We start from the raw sequence: 22,230 nt of genomic DNA on the forward strand, positions 1-22,230 counted from the left end.
TAATAAAGGGAACAGAGACGTATGACAGAAACGTCCTTGCGAGCTGTCATTTTTTTCACGGGGTGGGACGGCCATGCCGAAGACGAACTATCCGGAATACCAGGATCATATAGGCGGACTGCCGATGAGCGCGGACGGGCAGCAGCGTTTCTTCATTAATGTCGGCGAGGTTGTTTATACGCCGCTGCACCATCACGACTATGCCGAGCTGTCTTATTTCGTGGAAGGGAACGGCACCGAATCGATCAATGGGGCGGTGCACCGGATCCGGCCGGGCACGGTTTCCTTCCTGCTGCCGCATCATATGCACAAGCTGGAAAGCGATTCCGAGCGGCCGATGACCAAATACCGCTGCATGTTCGACCTGCCGCTGCTGTTCGGCGATCGCGAAGACCCCGAGTTTTCACGGCTGCTGTACGGTATCGGGACGACCTCGTCCTCCTTCGCCGACTTCGAAGGAACCGCAGCCGAACGGATGCTGACGACACTGGAGCAGCTTCACGAGGAATACGCGCTCCCGGACAGCCCCGGCAAACGCCAAATGATCCGCTGCAAGCTGATCGAGGCGATGCTGCTGTTTATTCGGGCCGGTACTCGCGCCCCCGCCGCAGCGACGTCCGGCGAGACCGAGGAGAAGGTGAAGCTTTCTCCCCTTTTGCAATATGTGCATACGCATTATTCCGAGACGCTGACGCTCGAGCATCTGTCCCATACGTTCCGCTACAGCGTGCCCCACATCAGCCGCTTGTTCAAGGAGCATACCGGAAAAAGGTTCCACGATTATGTCAAGCAGCTGCGCATGGAAAGCGCGGCTACCCTGCTGCTGCATACCAACATGTATGTAACCGATATTGCCGCCGCCACCGGCTTTGATTCGTTCCGCACGTTCGCCCGCGCCTTCCGCGAGATGTACGGACAGACGGCCAGCGAATTCCGCAGCGCCATGCGAACGGACCGCGACCCGCGGCAGCCTTAGCGTCCGATGGGAGGTTCCTATTGGGGTTCGCGCAGGCCTTCCTCTCGCGGATTCGTCGGTCGTTTAGGAATCAACGACAAAAAACGCTCATCCGGTACGCCTCGAAAGCGTAACCGGGTGAGCGTTTTTATGCAATAGCGATATCGCGCGTGTTCAGTACAGCTTGTCCAGAACGGCTTTGGCCGTCATCTCCAAAGCTTCGTACGTCCGCTCCTTCTGGCCGAGCGCCACGGCGGTGGACAGTACGTCCAGCGCGTGGATTTGTGACATTTTGGAAGAAAACGAGCCTCCTTGAAGCGGGCTTTCCTTGGAAGCGGTCAGCAGCACCACGTCGGCAAACTGCGTAATAGGAGAACGGGCATGGCTGGTCAGGCACAAAATGCGTGCGCCTCTCCGCTTGGCGATTTCCAGCGCGTCCACCAGATCCTTCGTGCTGCCGGACGTCGATACGCCTACCACCACGTCGCCTTTCTTCAACAGAGCCGCGTTCATGGCGATAATATGGGCGTCATTCTCGGCCGAGCACTCGTACCCGAGCCGCATGAACCGGTATTTGCCGTCAAGCGCGGTGATGCCGGAGGAGCCGACGCCGAAAAAAAACAGCTTCTTCGCCTCGCGAATGATCGCGATCGCCTTGCGCAAGCTTTCCTCGTCGAGCAGCGTCGTCGTATTCTCGATGTTTTGCCGGTTCATGGCGCTGATTTTCTGCACGACAACGGATAACTCGTCTTCGTCCTGAATGTCGCCATGGATGTTTTGCGACGGGGTCGACAAGTTTTGGGCGACGGACAGCTTGAATTCCTGGTACCCTTTAAACCCCAGCTTCCGGCAAAACCGGATGACCGACGTTTCGCCGACGCCGGCCTTCTCCGAAAGATCGGTAATCGTGTAGAATACCGCAGCTTCGGGCTCTTTCATGACGACATCCGCGACTTTTTGCTCCGACTTCGTCAAGGACGTATAAATGCTGGATATTTTCAGCAGCGTATTGTTCAGATCCGGTATTTTCGCATGTTTCATAGACGTTTCACGAACGGCTTACACTTCGTTCCATATACGGAACGCATTGTCCAGAGCCGTTTTCGTCCCCCATTTGCATTCCTCTTTGCCCTCGAATTCGATCGAGATATAGCCGTCATACCCCGACTCCTTCACGAGACGGATCACCTCGTACATGTCGATATCGCCCTGTCCGACCACCGCTCCGCGCAAATAGTTGCCGCTTGCGGAACGGAACCAGCCGTCGCCCGGGTTGCGGTAGGACGGACGCACGTAGAAGTCTTTGAAATGGACCATCGAAGCGTACGGCAAACTTTTCTTGACGGCCGACACCGGATTCTCGTCCGCGCACAAGAAATTGCCGATATCGATCGTATGGCGGAAGTTGGGACGGTTAACCGCCTCGATCACCCGGTGTACCCGCTCGGTCGCTTGAACGAGGAAGCCGTGGTTTTCGATACTGGTGACGATGCCGAATTGGCTGGCGTAATCGGCGAGCTCTATGCTGGCCTTGACGATGATATCGAAATCTTTTTCGAATTGCGCGGTTGTCGTATCGGGAATCGGACGGCTGGCCACATCGTGACGCATCCGCTTGACGCCGAGCCGGTTGGCTACGTCGACATGCTTTTTGATGCGCTCGATCTCGGCGCGGTAGCCCGCTTCGTCCAGATCAATGAACTTGGCTCCGATCGCGTAGTTGGAAATGTCGATTCCGACTTCAGCCGCTTTGTTGACGATGGCGTCGGTCAGGTCGGTGTCATTATCCAGCGAAAATCCGATCGGTACGATCTCGACATGCTGGCCTCCGTTGTCGGCGATCCATTGGATAGCGCCAAGCACATCGAATTCGTTGGCCGCTATCGCCCTTGACAAGCTATAAGTGCTTACTCCTAGTTTCATGTTTAATCCCTCCGATTGATTTTATCCTTTATCATTGTAACCGGAGCATGGCGGTTTGTCTGCCATTTTTTTCACCGGAAGCTCTCCGGGACTGTTCCTTTTCTTCCTTATAAAGGAGGCGATACTTTGCCGCACTTCCGAAAAGAACAGACGCTCACCGCTGTTCCTGCCGGAAAAAACGACTATACCGGAAGTCGGATTTCCTTTTCTCCCCGCTGTATGGTAGTATGAAGGTCTGTTTTTTAAAAGAACGTCAAGCCGAACGGTTGGAGGTAACTGAATTGGAGATTCAAAGTGCCTATCAAGAGGAATTGGAAAAGCTGGAGCGTACGTCGGCCTGGATCGACCGGAAGCTGAGCGACCTGCAAGCTGTTCCGCGGTATTTCGGAGACAATCTGACCGAGCAAGTGCTCGAATCGATTCGCGAGACGGCGCGGCGCAACTTGGCCGGAGCCACTGACGAGCCTTACTTCGGCCGTCTCGATTTTCAGGAACAACGGGAAGGGTCCGCACGGCCGCTCTACATCGGCAAATTCGGCGTAGAGAACGACTCGACCGGCGATCCGCTCGTGATCGACTGGCGCGCCCCCGTGGCCAGCCTCTTCTATTCGTTCACCGGAGGCGAAGGCCCTGCCGTTTATGAAGCGCCGGAAGGCGTGATCGAAGGGCTCGTTTATTTAAAGCGCAACCTGGTCGTCCGCAAGCAGATCCTGCAGCGCGTCGTCGATACGTACGACCGCAGCAGCGGCAGTCCGGCGGTAACCGACGAGTTTTTGCTGTACCGGCTCGGCGAGAACAAGGACAACAAGCTGCGCGATATCGTCTCGACGATCCAGGCCGAGCAAGACCGGATTATCCGTTCGGCAAAAAATACGGCGCTCGTCATTCAAGGGGTCGCCGGTAGCGGCAAGACGACCGTGGCGCTGCATCGTCTCGCCTATTTGCTGTATCAATACCGGGAACAAATCCGCGCCGAGCGGATGATTATTTTCGCGCCCAACCGGATGTTCCTTGACTATATTTCCTCCGTGCTGCCCGAGCTCGGGGTCGGCCACATTCAGCAGACGACGTTCGAGGATTGGGCGCTGGAGGCCATTGGAGAACGGGTGACGCTGGCCGACGAAACGGAACGCCGCGAGCGCTGGTTCGCCTACGGGACCGAAAAGCCGGTAATCGACGACACCGCGCCGGGGCGGTTCAAAGGTTCCGTAAGCTTCATGCGGGCGATCGAAGCCGCCTTGCGCGAATACGAGCGGACTTTCGTGCCGGAAGCGGCGGATTTCGAAGCATGGCCGGGCCGCACCTTGCAGGCCGGCACCGTCCGCGAATGGTTTTACGAGGAATACCGGCACTATCCTTTAATGAAGCGCAAAGAGCGTCTCGAGTCGAGAATCAAGCGCTGGCTGGAAATGGCGCTGAACGACGTGCGCGACCCGAACGTCCGGAAGGATCGCAAGAAAAAGGCGTCCCAGAAGCTGAAAACGTACTGGAAGTCGTGGCCGGATGAAACGCCCCTGTCCTTCTACAGGTCGCTGTTCCCGGACGAGACCGGCACGAAGTCGGCAGCAGCGATGCCGGATGGCTGGACGATGCCCGCGGCTATCGCGGAGGAGTCGTTGAAGGCTTTTGCCAAAAAGAAACTATTTCCCGAAGATCTCGCCCCGCTTATGCTGATCCGGGAGTTCATGCACGGCGCCGAAGGGGAACGCACGTTCGATCACGTCGTGATCGACGAGGCGCAGGACTTTTCCCCATTCCAGGTCGCCCTCTTGCACCGGCACGTGAAAAGCGGTTCGTTCACCATTCTGGGCGACTTGTCCCAAGGCATACACGCCTACAAGGGAATTCGCTCCTGGGACGAGTTTCTCGGCCTGTTCGACGCCGAAGCCCGCGCCTACTATCAGATGGAGCGCAGCTACCGCTCGACGATGGAAATTATCCGGTTCGCCAACGTCATTCTGGCCAACGGCTTGCCGGAGGCGATGCAGGCGGTCCCGGTATTCCGCAGCGGCGACAAAGTGAAGGTCGTCCGTCACGACGCGGACAAGCGGATCGAGACGATCGTCCGGACGATCCGCAAGCTGGAGGACGGCCCGTCCGCGACGATCGCCGTTATCGGCCGGACGGAACGGGAATGCAAGGAGCTGCATACGGCGCTGCTCCATGCGGATATATCGGCCACCTTGATCGACGCGCAGCATCACAAGTATGAAGGCGGTTTGTCCGTCGTGCCCGTGCACCTTGCCAAAGGCTTGGAATTCGACGCGGTCGTGCTTATCGATGCCGACGACACGCGGTACGGGGGCGGCGAGCACGATGCGAAGCTGCTCTATGTCGGCTGTACGCGCGCCTTGCACGACTTGTGGGTGCTGTACGTCGGACAGCCTTCCCCGCTGCTTGACGGCGCCGACGGGGACTGCGCGAAGCACATCGAAGCGTAAGCCGCAGGGGCAAGCTGGCCGCGCAGTAAACTTTCATTCTCCGCCCCGATCGGGTACAATGAACAGAACAGAACCAATCGGGGAGGTTTCGCATGAGGTATTCCGTTCGCGAGGAAATCGCCAACGCGATCAGCCATGGAATCGGCGCCATGCTGAGCGCCGCCGCCTTGGCTATACTGGTCGTGTTCGCCTGCATGCACGGCGACGTCTGGCACATTGTCAGTTTCAGCATATTCGGAACGACGCTTGTCCTGCTGTATACGTGCTCGACGCTGCTGCACAGCTTCCGGGAAGGCAAGGTCAAGCATATTTTCGAAATACTCGACCATTCGGCCATCTATCTGCTGATCGCCGGCACGTACACGCCCTTCCTGCTCGTTACGCTGCGCGGACCGCTAGGCTGGACGATTTTCGGTATCGTATGGGGGCTGGCGGTTGCCGGGATCGTGTTCAAGGCGTATTTCGTCGATAAGTTCATTATGCTGTCCACCCTGTTCTACATCGGCATGGGCTGGCTGATCGTATTCGCCATCAAGCCGCTGTACGAGCAGTTGCCCTGGAACGGCTTGCTGTGGCTGGTCGGCGGCGGCATCCTGTACACGGTAGGAACCGTCTTCTACGTGTGGCGCAAAGTGCCGTACCATCATGCGATTTGGCATACGTTCGTAATCGGCGGAAGCGTCTGCCATTTTATCGCCATCCTGTTCTATGTGCTGCCGATGCCGGGCGCGGCGGTTTGATGCGGAACCGGCTTAAAGAAAGACCGTTTAAAGCCATGACAGGCTTAAAACGGTCTTTTCTGCATCTAAGGCGAACAAACTTTGTCAGTGGTTCGACAGGGAGAACAGTTTCGGTGATCGCGAAATCGCTTACAGTCATTGGGTCGTTGTTTTCCTCTGAAACTCCATCTGCTCCAGCGTTACCGCATGCCGATCCCATATGAAGCTCATGTCGTATGCGTACGTGTCGTTCTGAATCCATCGGTAAATGAGAGCGATCACAGCGCCAAAAAACACGAAGCAGCCAAGCATGACGAATACGAACGTGACCATCGCAACACCGTCTCCTTCCGGACCTTCGAATACGGGCTTACTCTACTCTATGAAGCCGTCCGGCGAAAGTGTCATCCAATGTTCACGAACCAACGGTATTTTTTCGACCTGCAGCTTGCTCCATCGATCCTGCTGCCATTACGGGTTCATGTCAGCGCCTAACGGCAAGGGGTCGGTCAACGACAAGAAGCGCCTTGCAACAAGGCGCTTCCCTGCACATGCTATGCGAACTAGCGTTACACGTTCTCGGCGACCATGCGGTTCGTAATGCGGCCGAGCTTCTCGATCTCTACCGTCACGACGTCGCCCGGCTGCAAATACACGCGTTTTTCCGGCGGGTATCCGAGCACGACCCCTTCCGGCGTTCCGGTCAAAATAATATCGCCCGGCTCCAGCGTCAGATGGCGGGACAAGTAGCTGATAATTTCTTTGCAGTTGAAAATCATGTCCGACGTATTGGAGTTTTGACGTTGTACGCCGTTTACTTCGCAGCGGATCTGCAGGTTGTTCGGATCGGGCACTTCATCCGCCGTGACCAGCTCCGGTCCGATCGGCGCGAAGCCGTCGCTGACTTTGCCCAGCATCCATTGATTCGTGCGCAGCTGCAAATCGCGGGCGGACAAATCGTTCGCGCTGCAATAGCCGAATACGTAGTCGAGCGCCTGCTCTTCGGTCACGTGCTTCGTGCGGCGGCCGATAACGATGGCCAGCTCGGCTTCGTAGTCGACTTCCTTGGAGGTTACCGGTAACTCCACGTCGTGTCCATGGCCGGTCAAGGCGTTATTGAACTTGTTGAACAAAATCGGGTATTCGGGAATTTTGGCGTTCGTTTCTTCCGCATGCTTGCGGTAGTTCAGCCCGACACAAATGATTTTTTGCGGACGGGTTACGCATGGGCCGTAAACGACCGATGCCGCATCCAGCCACTCGGCGGAACCGGCTTCGGCTTCGCTTACGAACGATTCCACCGCCTGGCGGGCTGCCGCTCCCCCTTCGATCAGCTCATGAATCGATTGCGGCAGCGAACCGCCTTTGCCTGCAAGGGCCGCAGCCGTAATGTCCAAAATGCCGCGTTCTGTTTTGACGCCCAGGTGATCCTGATTATTGGTTTGGATAGTGACGAGTTTCACCGTGAGTTCCTCCCTGTAATGTCCTTCTTGCGCACGTTCCGCCGCCGCTGCTCCGGGAATGCAAACGTGTTCCGGCAAATGCGGTTAGCCCGACAGTTGCTCGATCCGCCAGCCCCCCGTTTCAAGACGACTCGATTGGGCGCTTGTACTTGTTTCCGGTTTCATGATTTGTGCCAAAAACGACAGACGTCGGCTCGCTGCCGGCGAATGTCGCCCCGTCGGGATACGATCTTGCCTGCCTACTCCGATGAAGGGAGCTATGCCGTACCTGTCGCGATCGCGAATCGCACAAGGACCGGCAGCCCGCGGCCGTCGTCCTTGTACGTGTATGCAAGCCGTTCGTCATCGGCGTTCCGGCCTTCAAGCTCCAGTCGGTTCGTCCGGTCATCCTCTATCGTAGCCGAACCGAAGCGGCGTGTAAACTACATTTGCCGATTTTTTGTGTCGGAATTACGGAATATAGGACAGCTTCGTGCTCATTTCTTTGGCTCCCTGGACGACCGCCCGGCTGATCCGCTCCCATATCTCGGGCTCCCAGCGCGATTCCGGCATCGATATGCCGAGCGAGGAGGAGATTTGTCCTTGGGCTCCGAAGATCGGCGCGGCCACACAGCGGATGCCGTGGACCGATTCCCCCGCGCTGAAGCCGATGCCGTCCACGCGGATTTGGCGGATTTGCCGCATAAGCTCGGCAAAATCGGTAATCGTCGTATCGGTCAGCTTGCCGAGCAATCCGTCGGGATACAGCTTCCCGATCTCGTCGTCGGACATGCCGCTCAGCAGTACTTTGCCCATCGCCGTAGCGTGCAGCGGGAGCTGCATGCCGAGATGCGAGACGAAGCGCACCGGATGGGTGCTCTGCTTCTCGGCGATATAGAGCGCCATCTCGCCGTTGCGGATCGTCAGGAAAACCGATTCGTTCAGCTCGTCGATCATTTTTTGCGCAGCCAGCTGGAATTCCCCGGAAAGGTCGGTGCGCTGGGCGTATTTGCTGCCGATCTCGAACAGTTTATGGCCGAGACGAAACGTCTTGCCCTGCTTGTCGGACTCCAAGTATCCGCGGGCCAGCAAATTTTGCAGCAGCTTGTGGGCGCTGCTGGCCGGCATATCCAGCTCCCGGGACAGCTCGGTCAGATTGATCGGATCGTGCCGCTCGGCGAACAGCTCGAATATGTCCAGCACCCGGTCGGCTGATTTTACGGTGGCGACTTGCTTGTCGGTTTCTTTCATTGGAATCCCCCTCTCCGGGCGCTATGGTTCGGCTTGTCGCTCGGGCGGCCCCGATCGCGGGCAACCGCCGTATTCGTCAAGATCAAGAAAGCTTGATCACTTGACCGCCGTCGACGACCATCGTCGTGCCGGTTACGTAAGAAGCTTCGTCCGAAGCCAGGAACAATGCGGCAGCGGCGATCTCGTCCGGTTGACCGACGCGATTCATCGGGACCGTGCGCAAGTAATCTGCGATCGCCGGCGGGTTGTCGATCAACGGCTTCGTCAGCCGGGTCTCGATAAAGCCCGGGCACAACGCATTGACGCGAATGCCGTGCGGCGCCAATTCCAGCGCCATCGACATCGACAGGTTGATCATGCCGCCCTTGGTCGTATTATAGTGAACCTGATCGGCTTCTGCCTGAATGCCGTTGACGCTCGACATTTGAATAATCGAGCCGCCTTCGCCTTGACGGACCATTTCCCGCGCCGCCCGTTGGCTGACGAGGAAGGCGCCCTTCAGGTTAATGTTCATATGGCGGTCCCACTGGTCCTCGGTAATGTCCAAGAAAGGGGACACTTCGCAAATACCGGCGTTGTTGACGGCAATATCCAGCCGCCCCCATTGTCCAAGCACGCCGTCGACCAGACGGTCGACCTGCGCTTTGTCCGAAACGTCCGTCTCGAACGCCAGCGCTTCGCCGCCCGCTTCGCGGATGAGCGCGACGGTCTCGTCCAGCGCCGCCTTCCCTCTGCCGCACAAGCCGACTTTGGCCCCTTCGCGGGCAAACCGGATGGCGACCGCTTGGCCGATTCCGTGCGAGCCGCCCGTTACTATCGCTACTTTACCGGAAAGCCTCATGGTCAGTTCCCCTCCGCCAGCCGCACGAAGACGCGGTCGATCGCCTGCAGCGTCGCGTCGATATGGGACGACTCGTGAACCGCGGAGATGTACCACAGTCCGTTCGGACGAACCAGCACACCCTCCTCAAGCATCAGCTGCGCGAATTTGGCGTATTTGCCGGAATCGCGCTTTTGGAACGTGTCGAAATGGTTCACTTCGTCTTCGTCGATGAACATGAAATGGAACACCGGGCCAATCTGGTTCACCACGCCGCGAATGTCGTGCTTGGCGAAGAGCGAACGGATGCCTCCCACGAGCTTCAGCGCATTGTCTTCCATTGTACCATAAACCGCGCCGTCGTTCTCGGTCATCAGCTCCAGAACGGCGAGGCCTGCCGCAGTCGCTACGCCGTTGCCGTTTAACGTGCCAAGGTGGCTCACTTGCTCCGTATCGATCAGCTCGAAAATCTCTTTGCTGCCGCCTACCGCGCTGACCGCGATACCGCCGCCGAGCGCCTTGCCGACCGTAACGAGGTCAGGCGTAATGCCGAAGCGGCCGTGAGCGCCGCCTGCGCCCAAACGGAAGCCGGTGATGACTTCATCCATGATGAAGACGATGCCCAACTCGCGGGTCAGCTCGCGGATTTTCTCCAGATAACCCGGCTTCGGCAAAATGCAGCCGGAGTTGCACATGACCGGCTCGGAGATGACGGCGGCGATGTCGCTTGCGTTCGCGCGCAGCGCCGCTTCAAGCGCTTCGGGCTCGTTCCACGGCAGCAGGATAACGTCCTGCAAGCTCAGCTCGCTTTGCCCTTTCGTGCCCGGAGGAACGCTGTCCGCCGCGGCGGACGTCGCCTTCTGCATCATGTCGGGGCTCGGGAACGAGGTGAAGATGGAATCGGACCAGCCGTGGTAATGACCGTGGAAGCGGACGACCTTCCGCTTGCCTGTATAAGCCCGGGACAGACGCAGCGCCAGCATGACCGCCTCGGTGCCGGAGCCGCTAAGAACGACCTTGTCGGCGCAAGGCAGCACTTCGGTCAGCCTGCGGGCCAGCTCGATTTCGCCGTCGTGCTGCAAGCCGTACGTAATGCCTTTGGCCATCGCGTTGGCGATTCTTTCGTTGAAGCCCGCATGGGCATGACCGAGAATAAGCGGTCCGTAAGCGAGCTGATAGTCGATATATTCATTGCCGTCCACGTCCTTGACGATGACGCCGGAAGCCGATTCGACGTACAGCGGCGTCGGCTTCATCGAGCCGCGCAGCGTACTGGCCACCCCTCCGGCGAGCACCTGCTTCGCTTCCGCAAGCTTGGCGCGGGATTTGTCATAAGTAGGCATAAGGAAATGCTCCTCTCCGTTGTCTGTTTATTGAATTTCGTCGAGCGGATAAATCGGGCGCTGAAGAGCCGTGTACGTGAAGCGATGCAGATTGGCCGTGCAGCATCCGGGCGTGTCGACCTCGATCGTATGCTTGGCAATGTCGCCGAATGCCGTTCTCCAGGCGATCGCAGACTTGACCACGATCATATGGAACTGCTCCGGAATGAGCCCGACAAACTTCACGTGGCCGGGGTCCCATGGGGCTACCCGCTTCTCGGTCAAAATGATGGTGACGTTGCCGCATTCGAGAACCGCGGTCAGTCCCATGCGGGCGTACTGGCCGGTCATGTAAGCGCCGATATGGCGGTAGTTGCCGTCGAACAATGTGCGGATCAAGCCCCGCACGAGGACCGGCTCGCCGTGCACATCGTCGCTCTTGCCGCCGATCGCATACTCCAGCACGGCGCCAATGCCAAGCTTGGCGGCTTGGCGAACCGCCTCCTCATCGCGGATAACAATAAGGCTTTTCTTCGGAGCGGCGAGCAAATGCGGCAGCAGGTGCGTGGCGTCGGCGGGCGAGCCTCCCCCGACGTTGTCCGAGCTTTCAATCAAGATAACCGGTCCTTCGGGATGGCGTACGGCAAGCTCCACCGCTTCGGCGGCTTCGGCCTGTCGGACGACGAACCGTTCGCGGCGCTCCCAGGCGGCGGCCCGCAGCCTCTTCCCGCAGCTATCGGCAAGTGCGGCGTCGTTGTCTACGACGACGACGAACGTCATCCCCGCATCCGCTACGTCGCTGTAAGGAAACCCGCCGGCAACGCCGATATTCAGCACGCCCGGCTCCTTCTCCATCTCGAACGCGATATCCATCATTTCCTTCATGACGCCGGACGACGTCAGCATCGCCTGCGGCGCAACAAGCATCCGCGTATGCACAAGCTTTTGCACCGGACGAATCGCTCCCTTGACCGTGCCGTTCAGTAAATAAACCGCTTCGACCGCCCGTTCGTAAGGATCGATGTGCGGATACGTATCGTAAATGACGGTCAGGTCGGAAAACCCGACCATCTCCGGGCTGATGTTGCCGTGCAGATCGAGCGTGACGGCGACCGGCAGCTCGCGGCCGACCTTCTCGCGCACTCTGCGCAAAATTTCGCCTTCAGCGTCGGGATACGAGGCGGCGACCATCGCTCCGTGCAGGATGACGACAAGGCCGTCGATGCCGGGCTCGATCGAATCGACCATGCCGTCGACGATCGCGCCGAACGCCTCGTCGGTTACCAAGCCGCTCGGCGTCGCTTGCGTATAAAAGCCGGGGAATAGCTCCGCACCCAACTCCTGACAGGCGGCGATCACGCCGCCCATCGACGTTTTCGTACCGGTGTACCGCTCGCAGAACGCTTCCTTGCCGACGATCCAGTCTTTCCGGAAGGCGTCCAGTCCGGTCAAGCCGGGAGCAAAAGTATTCGTTTCGTGAACGACGCCGATGACGCCGATCTTGGCCACTTCGTTCGCAGACCGCTCTGCCATAAGATCATTCCCCTTCCGTTCCGCACCAGTCGACCATGATCTCGGCAAACCAGCGGATAAGCTTGTAGTAGCTGTCCAGCTCCATGTACTCGTCGGCGGCGTGGGCATTGGAGCCGGACGGACCAAGAACGAGCGCCGGAGTCGGACTGTGCAGATTGAACATAAAGCCGTCGCAAGCGAACGGCGAACCTTTGCGCGGAGCCGGTTCCCGCTCCAGAGCGGTCGTGCCCGTCCGGTTGACCGTCTCCAGAAACGTATCGGTCGGCTCGCCGGCCGGCATCTCGCTGCCGGACAAGTAGCGGATGAGCGGCGTTATGCGCGGACGGCATTTGGCCAATATCGGGTAATTTGGCAATTCGCTTTCGTAATACGCCCACAGCATGGAAAGAATTTGCTCTTCGGTCATGCCCGGGTAGCCTTCGATCCAAAAATTGAGCTTGCCGTCCGCCGGCAGCTTCTCCTGCAGCTCTCGCTTCGTGTCGCCGGAAAGGATCGACAAGACGACGACCTCCAGAGCCCGGCCCGATTCGCTCCAAAGCGGATGCGGCTCGACCAGCTCGTTCAGTCTGGCGGCGAACTTTTGCAGCAGCATGGCAAAAGCGACCGTGGCGTCAAGCGCGCTGATCAGTTCCTCGCCGTTAAAGCCAATGCCGCTCTTTCCGGAAAACTCGGCCTTCCATATGCCTCCGCCCAAATGAGCAGGATACGGAACGAGATTCGTCGGTTCGGGGATGATCGCCATGTCGGGATTGACGCCTGCCAGTCGTCCGGCCAGCGTGCCGTTCGCCCCGCCATGCTCCTCGTCGACGACGCTCTCGATGAAGACGTCGCCCTTCAGCCGAATTCCGGCATCCTGCAGACAGCGAACCGCCTCCATCGCTGCCGCCATGCCGCCCTTCATATCGTAAGAGCCACGGCCGTACAACCGGCCGTCGCGGATCGTCCCTTCGAACGGGCCGTCCTGCCAAGGCTCCGTGCCCTCATATACCGTGTCGCCATGACCGGAGAAGACGAGCGAACGTCCTTCCCCGCTGCCCGGGAACTGTCCGTGCACATTGGGACGGTTCGTATAGTCGCGCCCCTTCATATAAGCGGGATGCTCGGTCAATCCGGCAATATCGGCCAGATCGTACATGGTCACGTCCGCCCCAAGATCACGCAATCGATCGGCAAAAAAAGACTGGTAAGCGAGTTCATTTCCAACTGGAGGGTGATTCACGCTCGGAATCCGGACCAGCTGCGAGGCCAAGGCGGCGGATTCCGCCTTGTGCCCCTCGATCCATTGCCCGATTCGTGCAGAGATCGCGCTGCGGTCCATGTTAGCCTTCTCCTCTGCGGGTTGGAGCGTAAGCGATGACGTCGATCTCGATCAAATAAGTGCCGATGCCGCTTACGACGGTCGTTCTTGTCGGGTACGGCTTGCTGAACATCGTTTCGTACGCTTTATTGTAGGCGGGAATGTCGGCTCCGTTGGACAGGTGGGCGTTCGCCTTGATCACATGATCCAGCGTCAGACCCGCCGCCTCCAGGATCGTCTCCAAGTTGCGGATGCATTGCACCGTCTGCTCCTCGATCGTCGAACCGACGATTTCGAGCGTCTCGGGATTGACTCCGACCTGGCCGGAGACGTAAACGAAATCGCCGGCGCGCAGCGCGTGCGAGAACGGAAGCGGAAATTGCGGAGCTTTGGGAGCTTTGATTTCAATAGACATGATAGGTTAACATCCCTTCGTCGTATAAGTAATGAATTGATATTATTCCGTACAAGCGCGTTATTAGCGTACCCGTCCTCTTGCATCGACGGTCATCCATTTCTCGAAACGTCCGCCTCGCACGCCGAGCAAACGGTCGTGCAGGTTGGTGACGACACAGCAATGGTTCGGCACGATCTGCACCTGCTGCCCGATCTCGAAAACGCTGTTGTCCGGGACCGTCACGATGCCGTGCTCTTCGCTCAGCCGCTCGATGATCGCATCCTCGTGACCGAGAATATGTCCGTAGCCGGCATGGTACTTGCTTACGTCGCTGCTGAGCGTCTTCGTGCCCGAGTCGATGATGATCGTGCCCGGACGCGGACGTCCGACGACCGTCGCAACGATGGTCATCGCCAGCTGCTCCTGCCCGATCAGGCCCATCGTCCACTGCGTGCCGTCGCCGAACACGTAAGCGCCCGGACGCATTTCCGTAACGCCCATGCCCGCAACATCCGCTACGTATTTCGACGTCGGCGTGGACCCCACGCTGACCTCCTCGATGACGATGCCGGCTTCCTCGGCCTTGCGCTTGGTGAGCAGCAGGCTTTCCGCCTCCTGCTTGGCGATCTCGCGGAGAGCCGCGTCGTCGTTAAAGCCGTAAGCGTGTCCGGAGTGGGTCATCAGGCCCGTTACGCGGATGTTCGGCAGCTGCGCGATCTGCTTGATCAGCTCCGCCGATTGCTCGCCGGGCTCCTTGCCACAGCGGTTCAGACCGGTGTTCACATCGACGTACAGCAAAATGTCGCGGTTAATGCTCGTGCCGAACGAGGAAAGCTGCCGGGCCACGTCGAGATCGTCGGTGCTGAGCGTAATCTTGGCTTTGTCGAGCAGGCGGGCGAGCCGCTCCAGCTTCGGCGCGCCGATTACCGGGAACGCGATCAGAATGTCCTCGATGCCGGCTTCGGCCATCACTTCCGCTTCGCCGAGCTTCGCCACCGTAATGCCGCAGGCTCCGTAACGGAGCTGCTCCTTGGCAATCCAGACGCTTTTATGCGTCTTTGTATGCGGTCTCAAGCGCACTCCCGCTCTAGCCGCCGCATTTGCCGTTTCACGTAAATTGCGGTCCAAGACGTCCAAATCGATCAGGACGGATGGAGTATCCCACTGCTCCATGGCTTCGATCCACTCCCCAATAGGTTGACGCGCTCCGGCTCGTTTCGAGTCGAATAACGCTTTTCGCGATCATCGTATCACAGCGAAACTTTCACATCAAGAAAAACTTTTTCTAAATAGAAAAAAGCCTGTCGGCACCAAAAGGTACCGAACAGGCTTTGCGGCGACTCCCTTATCCTTTAATGGAGCCAAGCAGCATTCCTTTGACGAAATACTTTTGCAGGAATGGATACACGATCAATATCGGCAAAATCGCCACGACCACGGTCGCCATCTTGATCGTTTCCGGCGGCAGTTGGTTGATCTCGCTGGCGTTGACGTTCAGCTCGGAGCTGACGCTCGGCGAGACGATCATATTCCGCAGCACGACCTGGATCGGCATCAATTCCTTGTCGGTCAAGTACATGATCCCGTTGAAGTAGGCGTTCCAGTGGCCGACTCCGTAGAACAAGCCGAGCGTAGCCATAATCGGCATCGACAGCGGAAGCACGATGCGGAACAGCGTCTGCACGTCGCTGCAGCCGTCGACCTTCGCGGCTTCCTCGATCTCGGCCGGCAAGTTCTCGAAATACGTCTTCATGATGAGCATATTGAAGGAGGAGACGAGTCCCGGAATGATGAGCGCCCAGATCGTATTCAGCAAATGGGTCTCCTTCACCACGATATAAAGCGGAATCAGTCCTCCGGAGAACAGCATCGTGAAGACGATGCCCATCAGGACGATATTCCGTCCGGGCAGAAACCGTTTGGACAACGGATAAGCCAAAAAGGTGGTGATAAGCAAGTTACAGAACGTGCCGATCAGCGTAACCCGGATGGATACCCACAAAGCGGTCGGAATCCGGTTGCTGCTGAATACGAACTTGTACGCATCCATCGTCACTTGCTCGGGCCAGATGACGAACCCGCCGTTGCGCAGCACTTCCGCGATCGGCGTAATGGACATGACGAATACATAATAGAGCGGGAACAGCGTAGCAAGCCCGAACAAAGTCATGGCCAAATAGATGAGAAAATCGACGACATAGTCGGATTTTGTTTTTTTGAGTATAAATGACATTGTTTTGGACCTCCTACCAGATTCCGGACCCGCCGAGTTTTTTGGAAATCTTGTTCGCGGAAACGACCAATGCAAATCCGATGACGGATTTGAAGAAGCCGACTGCCGAAGCGACGCTAAAGTCGAGCTGCTCGATACCGCGTCGGAATACCCACGTATCGATAATATCCCCAACCTCGTACACCCGTGCGTTCAAGAAAATGTACACCTGCTCGAAGCCGGCGTCCAAAATGTGGCCGATGCGCAAAATCAGCAGAAGAACGAAAACTTCGCGGATGCCCGGCAGCGTAATATGCCATATTTGCCGCCAACGCCCCGCTCCATCCACGACGGCCGCCTCGTACAGCTCGTTGTTGATAGTAGCGAGGGCTGCCAAATAAATGATGGCGCCGTAGCCGGTGCTTTTCCAAATATCGGTCAAAATCAAAATCGGTCTGAACCAATCCTTATCGGTCAGCAGGTTCAGAGTCTCGCCGGTATGATCGCGCCACCAGGTGCTAATCAATCCGGCATCCGGAGCCAGGAAAGAGAATACGAGACCGTATACGATAATCCACGACAAGAAGTACGGACCGTACGTAATCGTTTGAATCGCCCGTTTAAACCATTCCAGCCGGATTTCGTTCAAGATAAGCGCCAGCAGCACGTCCGGAATCATATTGAATAAAATCCGGTACAAGCTGATCAGAAGCGTATTGCGGATAATGCTGAAAAAATCCGGAGACGAAAAAACGGTTCGGAAATTGTCGAATCCGACCCAATCGCTTCCCGTAATGCCCTTGCTCAAATTGTACTTCTGAAAAGCGATCATCAGACCGCCCATCGGGATGTACTGGTAAATAATGTAGTACAGCACGCCGGGCAGCATCATCAGGTAAAACCATTTGTAGCGATTCAGCGCCTTGCCTATAAGTCGAAAACGATGTTTCAAGCCATTGTCCGCGCTACCTGTTGCAACATGACCAGTCTTCACTCCTGCATTCCTCCTGTTTTGGTCGTAATTTCATGTCGAAACGGTTAAGCGTTTACAAGACTACCCCATACTTACAATGATATTCGTAATGATTTCCGATTACAAGACTTGCATGACGCAAAATACGTCTTTAATTGGTCTTTATTACGACATGGGCTGCGAACTTGGCGAACTCATATCCGCATTACCTTTTTGTGGCAGGGGATGCCGTGCAGCTCAACCGTCCCATCGCCGCAATCGCCTGTGGCGTCTGGAACTGCGGGAATATAGACGACGATGTCGTGACTGGACGAAGGACCTTCCAAACGAAGGGTTCCATCTTGGGAAATGGTAGCGCTTAACGTTCTCCGGTACCGCTCCCAATCGTTCACTTTTTTCCCTGTCCAAAATTCAAAACCGAGTTGACGCGCTTCTCCCACCAAAAGCCGGATCGAATCCCGCACCGCTTCCCTGGTATGGATATGCACCTGGTGGTAAAGGAAGTGAGCCACCCCGCCTACGCGCTTCACCTGCTCCAGAAACGGCCGGATGACGGAATTGTCGGATAACGTCGGCAGCTCCAGATCCTGTGTCAGAAAGCTCGTCTCCAGCACGTCGTACATCCGGTTGCCGTCGTTCGCCCAAGCGATCGGGAAGTATGGATGGCACGTGCCGAACAGAAACCCGACATTGCCCTTCTTGCTCGGTCCGCGCGTCTGGTCGGCGGCGATGCCATGCCGCTCGCACCATTCGAACAGCTCGCCCCAGCCTTCGAAGCGAGTATAATGGTTTTTGTTGGAGGTCACTTCCGTCAGTCCGGCCGCCTCCTTCAGCCATTGCAGCTGCCGCGCGAACGCTTCCTCGGACCAGACGCCCTGCTGGGCCTGCAGGCCGTTATAGTGAAACGCCAGCTCGTGACCGGCCGCTTTCACCAGATCGTAGATAGGTTTTCCATATCCAGGCTCCAGCATGCACCACGTCGTCCGCATATCCAGTTCCTTCATCAGCTCCAGCGTTTGGAGCGCATGTTCGTCCCGGTTTATATCGCTATCGTGGGACATCATGAACACGTGCGTAATTCCGTCCGGATACGGGCCGACGAACGGCAGCGTTTTTCCGGTCGCCACGATCGCTTCCAGCAGGGACCCAAGGAACGCTTCCCTCCATAGGTCCGCATACGGATGGGCAAAATAAAGCATCCCCGTCTCCGTCGTCCGGCGGTCCAAGTCCCAATCCATCGCCGCCTGATCGTCAGCCTTGAGAATATCGTCGTTCACCGCCCCGGTGCCGTCCGGCGCCGGCTCTCCGTCCTCGAGCACCGGGCCTTTACCCTGCTGCATCCGTACGATCGTATCCCAGATATCGACGGACCAGCGGTACAGCTTGCCGGCTCCGACCGGGAACGATTGAAGCGCCGCTCCGGCCTGCGCTCCGTCGGGGGAGAAGCGGGTTATGACACCTTTCTCGGCAATTGGAAGCGTGCGATCGTCCCGGACCGGCTGCCACGGAACTGCCCGCAAAAAGCGCAGCGGCACATCGCTGCCGGCCGCACCCGCATCCCCGGCATATCCGGCGGACAATTCCGCGGCTTTGCCGTATCCGAGCTTGACGCCCAGAGCGTTCAAGCCCGCGCAGTTGAATACGAGCCCTCCACGTTCCATGTAAGCGGTTAAATAGTCAACCGTCTGGCGGTCTTCCGCGGCTGCCGCGACAAGCAGCACGTCGCAATCGCTCGCCGTTGCCTCAGCGATGTCTTCGTACGCCGCATAACTCATTCCCGCGTGGGCCAACACCTCGCCCGCATAATGTCCGAACGCATTCAAACCAAACCGGTGCAGCGTCGAAACGGCTTCCCGATCATACAGTACGGCAATCTTCGCTAACGATGTCATGACATTCTTCTCCTCCTCGATTTGACCGACGCATGCGAGCGGCTATCGCCCCGGCATGTTTATAATCTGTATTATACATGTATTTAATAAGGGGCACAACGATGGTAACACATGTCGGGCATCGGAGCAACAAGAAAAATGCGGATCGTCCGGTCTATTTAAGTCGAACGCATGATTGGAAGTCCGTTACATTCCGAAAGGGATGGCCTTGCTGCTCAGACATGTTGTTTTCAACTCCTGGATGGAAAAAGATTCAGCGGATTGGAGTTGAAAGCCAAAACTCGCTGCAAGGCCATTCCCTTTCTCCATTGCACTCGCCCTTTCCTTGAAGTTACTTCGTTCAACTTAATAGGGATTAAAAAAACAACGAAGGAACGAATGTCCCTCCGCTGCTTGATCAGGAAGTATACCTTGCTTGCGGACTATACTTCGGGTCCGGCTTGAACGACAGCGGGTAGACGCTATCCCTGCTGCATTCCTGACAGATGTGCGTGTAGCACTCCGACAGCTCCTCCATCGCGGAACCGCATTTACAGCAATGCTTCTGCGGGAGCGTGTCGAAAAATTGGTTAACCTTGGGCAGCATCGGGCCGTTCACACCTTTCCTCGCATTGTACTATTACAGATTATTATTTGTATCATTATTATATAACAACATTCTTGGAATTGCGAAACATTTTTTGCCCCTATCCGCCTTTGTCCCGTCAAATAGAAAAAAACCGCGCCGACGGCACGGTCACGGTTATACTTGCGGTCCTTTCCCGTCCTTCGGCGCATCGTCGGCCAATACGCGGAAGGAGCCGCTGCCCCACGAGCCAATCCGCCCTTGACAATCCTCGACTTTGCCGGAAACGGTCAGCATCCGCCGCGTTTGATGGATCAGCTCAGCCGAAACAGTCACTTTACCCGGTGCCAGGGGAAACAAATAGTGGATGTTCAAATGGCTCGTGACGACTTTGTCGTCCGGCCTGGCCGCCATGGCCGTAATGCCCATCGCCTGGTCCAGCAAGGATGCATGCACTCCGCCATGCAGCATGCCGATACCGTTCAGATGACGGGCCCCGGCCTCCAGAACGATGACCGTCCTGCCGGGCTCGATATGCTCCAGCTCGCAGCCGAGCTCCTCCCAAAACGTGCCTGCTGCCGCTTGCGCCAGCCTGCTCACGAATCGCTCCAGATCGCTGTCCGTCATGCTTTTCGTTCCCTCCAATTGCCGCCGGCCCGGCCGGATCGCCCATCCTTGTGGCGGCCGGTTCCCGCGTCACTTCCAGTCTATTGCACGACGTAGCGCGCCGCGTCCTTCACCCTGTCGGCGATTTGCCGCTTCAGCCGGATCGTGTCCGGCGGCGTATGGCGGGTCCATTTCCGCAGAACGGATAGCTGAAGGGCAAGCAGATCCCCGTCCGCCATCGCCGCCACGGCCTGCCTGGCATCCAGCTCGAGCAGCGCAAACGCTTCGTGCGCGTAGACGCTCGCCATGGCGGCCGCCAGCTCACCCTTTCCGGACCCGGAGCGAGCCGATATTTTCTCCGCTCGGAGCAGGGCGCTCTCCATGGCGTACAGCCGGATCATCATATCCGACAAGCGGGCGAGCACCTCCTGTTCCTCTTCCAGCGCCAAGCCGTACGTCTGCACCGCTTGCCCGCCGACCAGCAAAAAGATTTGCTTGGCGGTGGAGAGAAGCTGGCGTTCGGCCGCAAACCGCTCCCCTGATGCGTCCCGTTCCATCGGCTCGAGCATTTTGGCCTGAACTTTCCCGGCATGCTCCATCAGCGGCAGCTCGCCCTTCATCGCTTTTTTCAGCAGCGTTCCGGGGATGAGCAGCCGGTTGATTTCGTTCGTCCCTTCGAAAATGCGGTTAATGCGCGAATCGCGGTAAATCCGTTCGATTTTGTATTCCTGAATGTATCCGTAGCCGCCGTGAATTTGCACGCCTTCGTCGGCGACGAAATCGAGCGCCTCCGTGCCGAACACCTTGTTGATCGAGCATTCCAGCGCATATTCGGCGATGCCTTTGGCCGACTGTATGCCGGCCTGCTCGCTGTCGTGATCGATCGTTTGCAGCGCCGAATCGATCAGACCCGCCGTGCGGTACACCATGCTCTCCAGCACATAAGCGGCAATGTTCATATCCGCCAGCTTCTCCCCGATCAGCGGGAAGGAAGCGATCGGCTTGCCGAATTGCGTCCGTTCCGCGGCATATGCGGCGCTAAGCCCGATCGCCTCCTTGGCCGCCCCGAGACAGCCCGCCGCCAGCTTGAACCGTCCGATATTCAATATATTGAAAGCGATAACGTGTCCCTTGCCCGGCTCTCCCAGCAGATTGGCCGCCGGGACGCGCACCTGATCGAGAATGAGCGGGCAGGTGGACGAGCCTTTAATGCCCATCTTCTTCTCTTCCGGCCCGATGCTCACCCCTTCCATCGTTCGTTCGACGATAAAGGCGGAAAACTGCTTGCCGTCGATTTTCGCATAGACAATAAACAGATCGGCAAAACCGGCGTTCGTAATAAACTGCTTCGCCCCATTCAGCACATAATGCGTCCGGTCGGCAGACAGCGTTGCCGTCGTCTTCGCGCCGAGCGCGTCGGAACCGGAGGAAGGCTCGGTCAGACAATAGGCGGCAATCTTCGTGCCGTCGGCCAAGTCCGGCAAATAGGTCCGCTTCTGCTCGGGCGTTCCGAAAAACACGATCGGCAGCGTGCCGATGCCGACGTGGGCGCCGACCGATAAGGCGAACGACGAGCCTTTGGCCAGCTTCTCGCTGATGAGCGTCGAGCTGACTTTATCGAGACCGAGCCCCCCGTACCGTTCGGGAACGTCCACGCCGAGCAACCCCAAGGACCCCGCCTTGCCGATCAGCTCCACGGTCAACTTGTAATCGAGCTTCTCCAGCTCACCGTCGCGCGGCAGCACCTCGCTGTCGATAAAATGCTCGGCCGCGTCCGCAATCATGACCTGCTCCTCGCTCAAATCCTCCGGCGTCATGGTCGACTCCCATGAGATCGATTCCACAACAAAGCTGCCGCCCTTCACCCACGCCGTCATCCCGT

Annotated in this window: 20 protein-coding genes; 3 read left to right on the forward strand and 17 right to left on the reverse strand. The window is 57.7% G+C overall.

The window, feature by feature from the left end; translation table 11 throughout:
* Window positions 1–73 precede the first annotated feature (73 nt).
* Complete coding sequence (locus tag ABD796_RS11795; RefSeq protein WP_344907802.1) at window positions 74–976, forward strand: helix-turn-helix transcriptional regulator; 903 nt, start codon at window positions 74–76, stop codon at window positions 974–976.
* Between the two features lie 153 nt (window positions 977–1,129).
* Here the strand turns inward: ABD796_RS11795 and ABD796_RS11800 are convergent, their stop codons facing one another.
* Complete coding sequence (locus tag ABD796_RS11800) at window positions 1,130–1,996, reverse strand: MurR/RpiR family transcriptional regulator (protein ID WP_344907805.1); 867 nt, start codon at window positions 1,994–1,996, stop codon at window positions 1,130–1,132.
* Window positions 1,997–2,014: 18 nt separating this feature from the next.
* Complete coding sequence (locus ABD796_RS11805; protein WP_344907808.1) at window positions 2,015–2,878, reverse strand: sugar phosphate isomerase/epimerase family protein; 864 nt, start codon at window positions 2,876–2,878, stop codon at window positions 2,015–2,017.
* A gap of 227 nt (window positions 2,879–3,105) precedes the next feature.
* On the opposite strand from ABD796_RS11805, the gene ABD796_RS11810 reads away from it, so the two are divergent.
* Together ABD796_RS11810 and trhA are read left to right on the forward strand one after the other, a co-directional pair.
* Window positions 3,106–5,319 carry a HelD family protein gene (locus ABD796_RS11810; RefSeq protein WP_379119909.1) on the forward strand — a complete coding sequence of 738 codons (2,214 nt, stop codon included), beginning with the start codon at window positions 3,106–3,108 and terminating at the stop codon, window positions 5,317–5,319.
* 92 nt (window positions 5,320–5,411) lie between these two features.
* A complete protein-coding gene (gene trhA / locus ABD796_RS11815) occupies window positions 5,412–6,059 on the forward strand; it encodes a PAQR family membrane homeostasis protein TrhA (RefSeq protein WP_344907815.1) in 648 nt (215 codons plus the stop codon).
* 135 nt (window positions 6,060–6,194) lie between these two features.
* Here the strand turns inward: trhA and ABD796_RS11820 are convergent, their stop codons facing one another.
* The 15 genes from ABD796_RS11820 to ABD796_RS11890 form a co-directional block, all read right to left on the reverse strand.
* Window positions 6,195–6,371, reverse strand: coding sequence for a hypothetical protein (locus ABD796_RS11820; RefSeq protein WP_344907818.1), 177 nt, complete (start codon window positions 6,369–6,371; stop codon window positions 6,195–6,197).
* Between the two features lie 236 nt (window positions 6,372–6,607).
* Window positions 6,608–7,501, reverse strand: a complete 894-nt coding sequence (locus ABD796_RS11825; protein ID WP_344907821.1) for a fumarylacetoacetate hydrolase family protein — start codon at window positions 7,499–7,501, stop codon at window positions 6,608–6,610.
* 450 nt (window positions 7,502–7,951) lie between these two features.
* A complete protein-coding gene (locus tag ABD796_RS11830; protein ID WP_344907824.1) occupies window positions 7,952–8,731 on the reverse strand; it encodes an IclR family transcriptional regulator in 780 nt (259 codons plus the stop codon).
* 82 nt (window positions 8,732–8,813) lie between these two features.
* Window positions 8,814–9,572 carry an SDR family NAD(P)-dependent oxidoreductase gene (locus ABD796_RS11835; protein WP_344907827.1) on the reverse strand — a complete coding sequence of 253 codons (759 nt, stop codon included), beginning with the start codon at window positions 9,570–9,572 and terminating at the stop codon, window positions 8,814–8,816.
* A 2-nt stretch (window positions 9,573–9,574) separates the two neighbouring features.
* On the reverse strand, window positions 9,575–10,894 hold the full coding sequence (locus ABD796_RS11840; protein WP_344907830.1) for an aspartate aminotransferase family protein: 1,320 nt from the start codon (window positions 10,892–10,894) through the stop codon (window positions 9,575–9,577).
* 27 nt (window positions 10,895–10,921) lie between these two features.
* A complete protein-coding gene (locus ABD796_RS11845) occupies window positions 10,922–12,406 on the reverse strand; it encodes a M81 family metallopeptidase (protein ID WP_344907833.1) in 1,485 nt (494 codons plus the stop codon).
* Window positions 12,407–12,410: 4 nt separating this feature from the next.
* On the reverse strand, window positions 12,411–13,724 hold the full coding sequence (locus ABD796_RS11850; protein ID WP_344907836.1) for a M20 family metallopeptidase: 1,314 nt from the start codon (window positions 13,722–13,724) through the stop codon (window positions 12,411–12,413).
* 1 nt (window position 13,725) lies between these two features.
* Window positions 13,726–14,118: a RidA family protein gene (locus ABD796_RS11855; RefSeq protein ID WP_344907839.1), complete on the reverse strand. Its 393-nt coding sequence runs from the start codon at window positions 14,116–14,118 to the stop codon at window positions 13,726–13,728.
* Window positions 14,119–14,181: 63 nt separating this feature from the next.
* Window positions 14,182–15,273, reverse strand: a complete 1,092-nt coding sequence (locus ABD796_RS11860) for an alanine racemase (protein ID WP_344907842.1) — start codon at window positions 15,271–15,273, stop codon at window positions 14,182–14,184.
* Window positions 15,274–15,445: 172 nt separating this feature from the next.
* Complete coding sequence (locus ABD796_RS11865; RefSeq protein ID WP_344907845.1) at window positions 15,446–16,333, reverse strand: carbohydrate ABC transporter permease; 888 nt, start codon at window positions 16,331–16,333, stop codon at window positions 15,446–15,448.
* A 13-nt stretch (window positions 16,334–16,346) separates the two neighbouring features.
* Window positions 16,347–17,204: an ABC transporter permease gene (locus ABD796_RS11870; RefSeq protein WP_379120368.1), complete on the reverse strand. Its 858-nt coding sequence runs from the start codon at window positions 17,202–17,204 to the stop codon at window positions 16,347–16,349.
* Window positions 17,205–17,479: 275 nt separating this feature from the next.
* Window positions 17,480–19,177: a polysaccharide deacetylase family protein gene (locus ABD796_RS11875; RefSeq protein ID WP_344907851.1), complete on the reverse strand. Its 1,698-nt coding sequence runs from the start codon at window positions 19,175–19,177 to the stop codon at window positions 17,480–17,482.
* 397 nt (window positions 19,178–19,574) lie between these two features.
* A complete protein-coding gene (yhfH, locus tag ABD796_RS11880; RefSeq protein ID WP_344908936.1) occupies window positions 19,575–19,763 on the reverse strand; it encodes a protein YhfH in 189 nt (62 codons plus the stop codon).
* A gap of 156 nt (window positions 19,764–19,919) precedes the next feature.
* A complete protein-coding gene (locus ABD796_RS11885; RefSeq protein WP_344907854.1) occupies window positions 19,920–20,369 on the reverse strand; it encodes a PaaI family thioesterase in 450 nt (149 codons plus the stop codon).
* 80 nt (window positions 20,370–20,449) lie between these two features.
* A complete protein-coding gene (locus ABD796_RS11890; RefSeq protein ID WP_344907857.1) occupies window positions 20,450–22,225 on the reverse strand; it encodes an acyl-CoA dehydrogenase family protein in 1,776 nt (591 codons plus the stop codon).
* Between the last annotated feature and the right edge of the window lie 5 nt (window positions 22,226–22,230).

This window comes from Paenibacillus hodogayensis, from assembly GCF_039536325.1.
Taxonomy (GTDB): Bacteria; Bacillota; Bacilli; order Paenibacillales; family NBRC-103111; genus Paenibacillus_AB; species Paenibacillus_AB hodogayensis.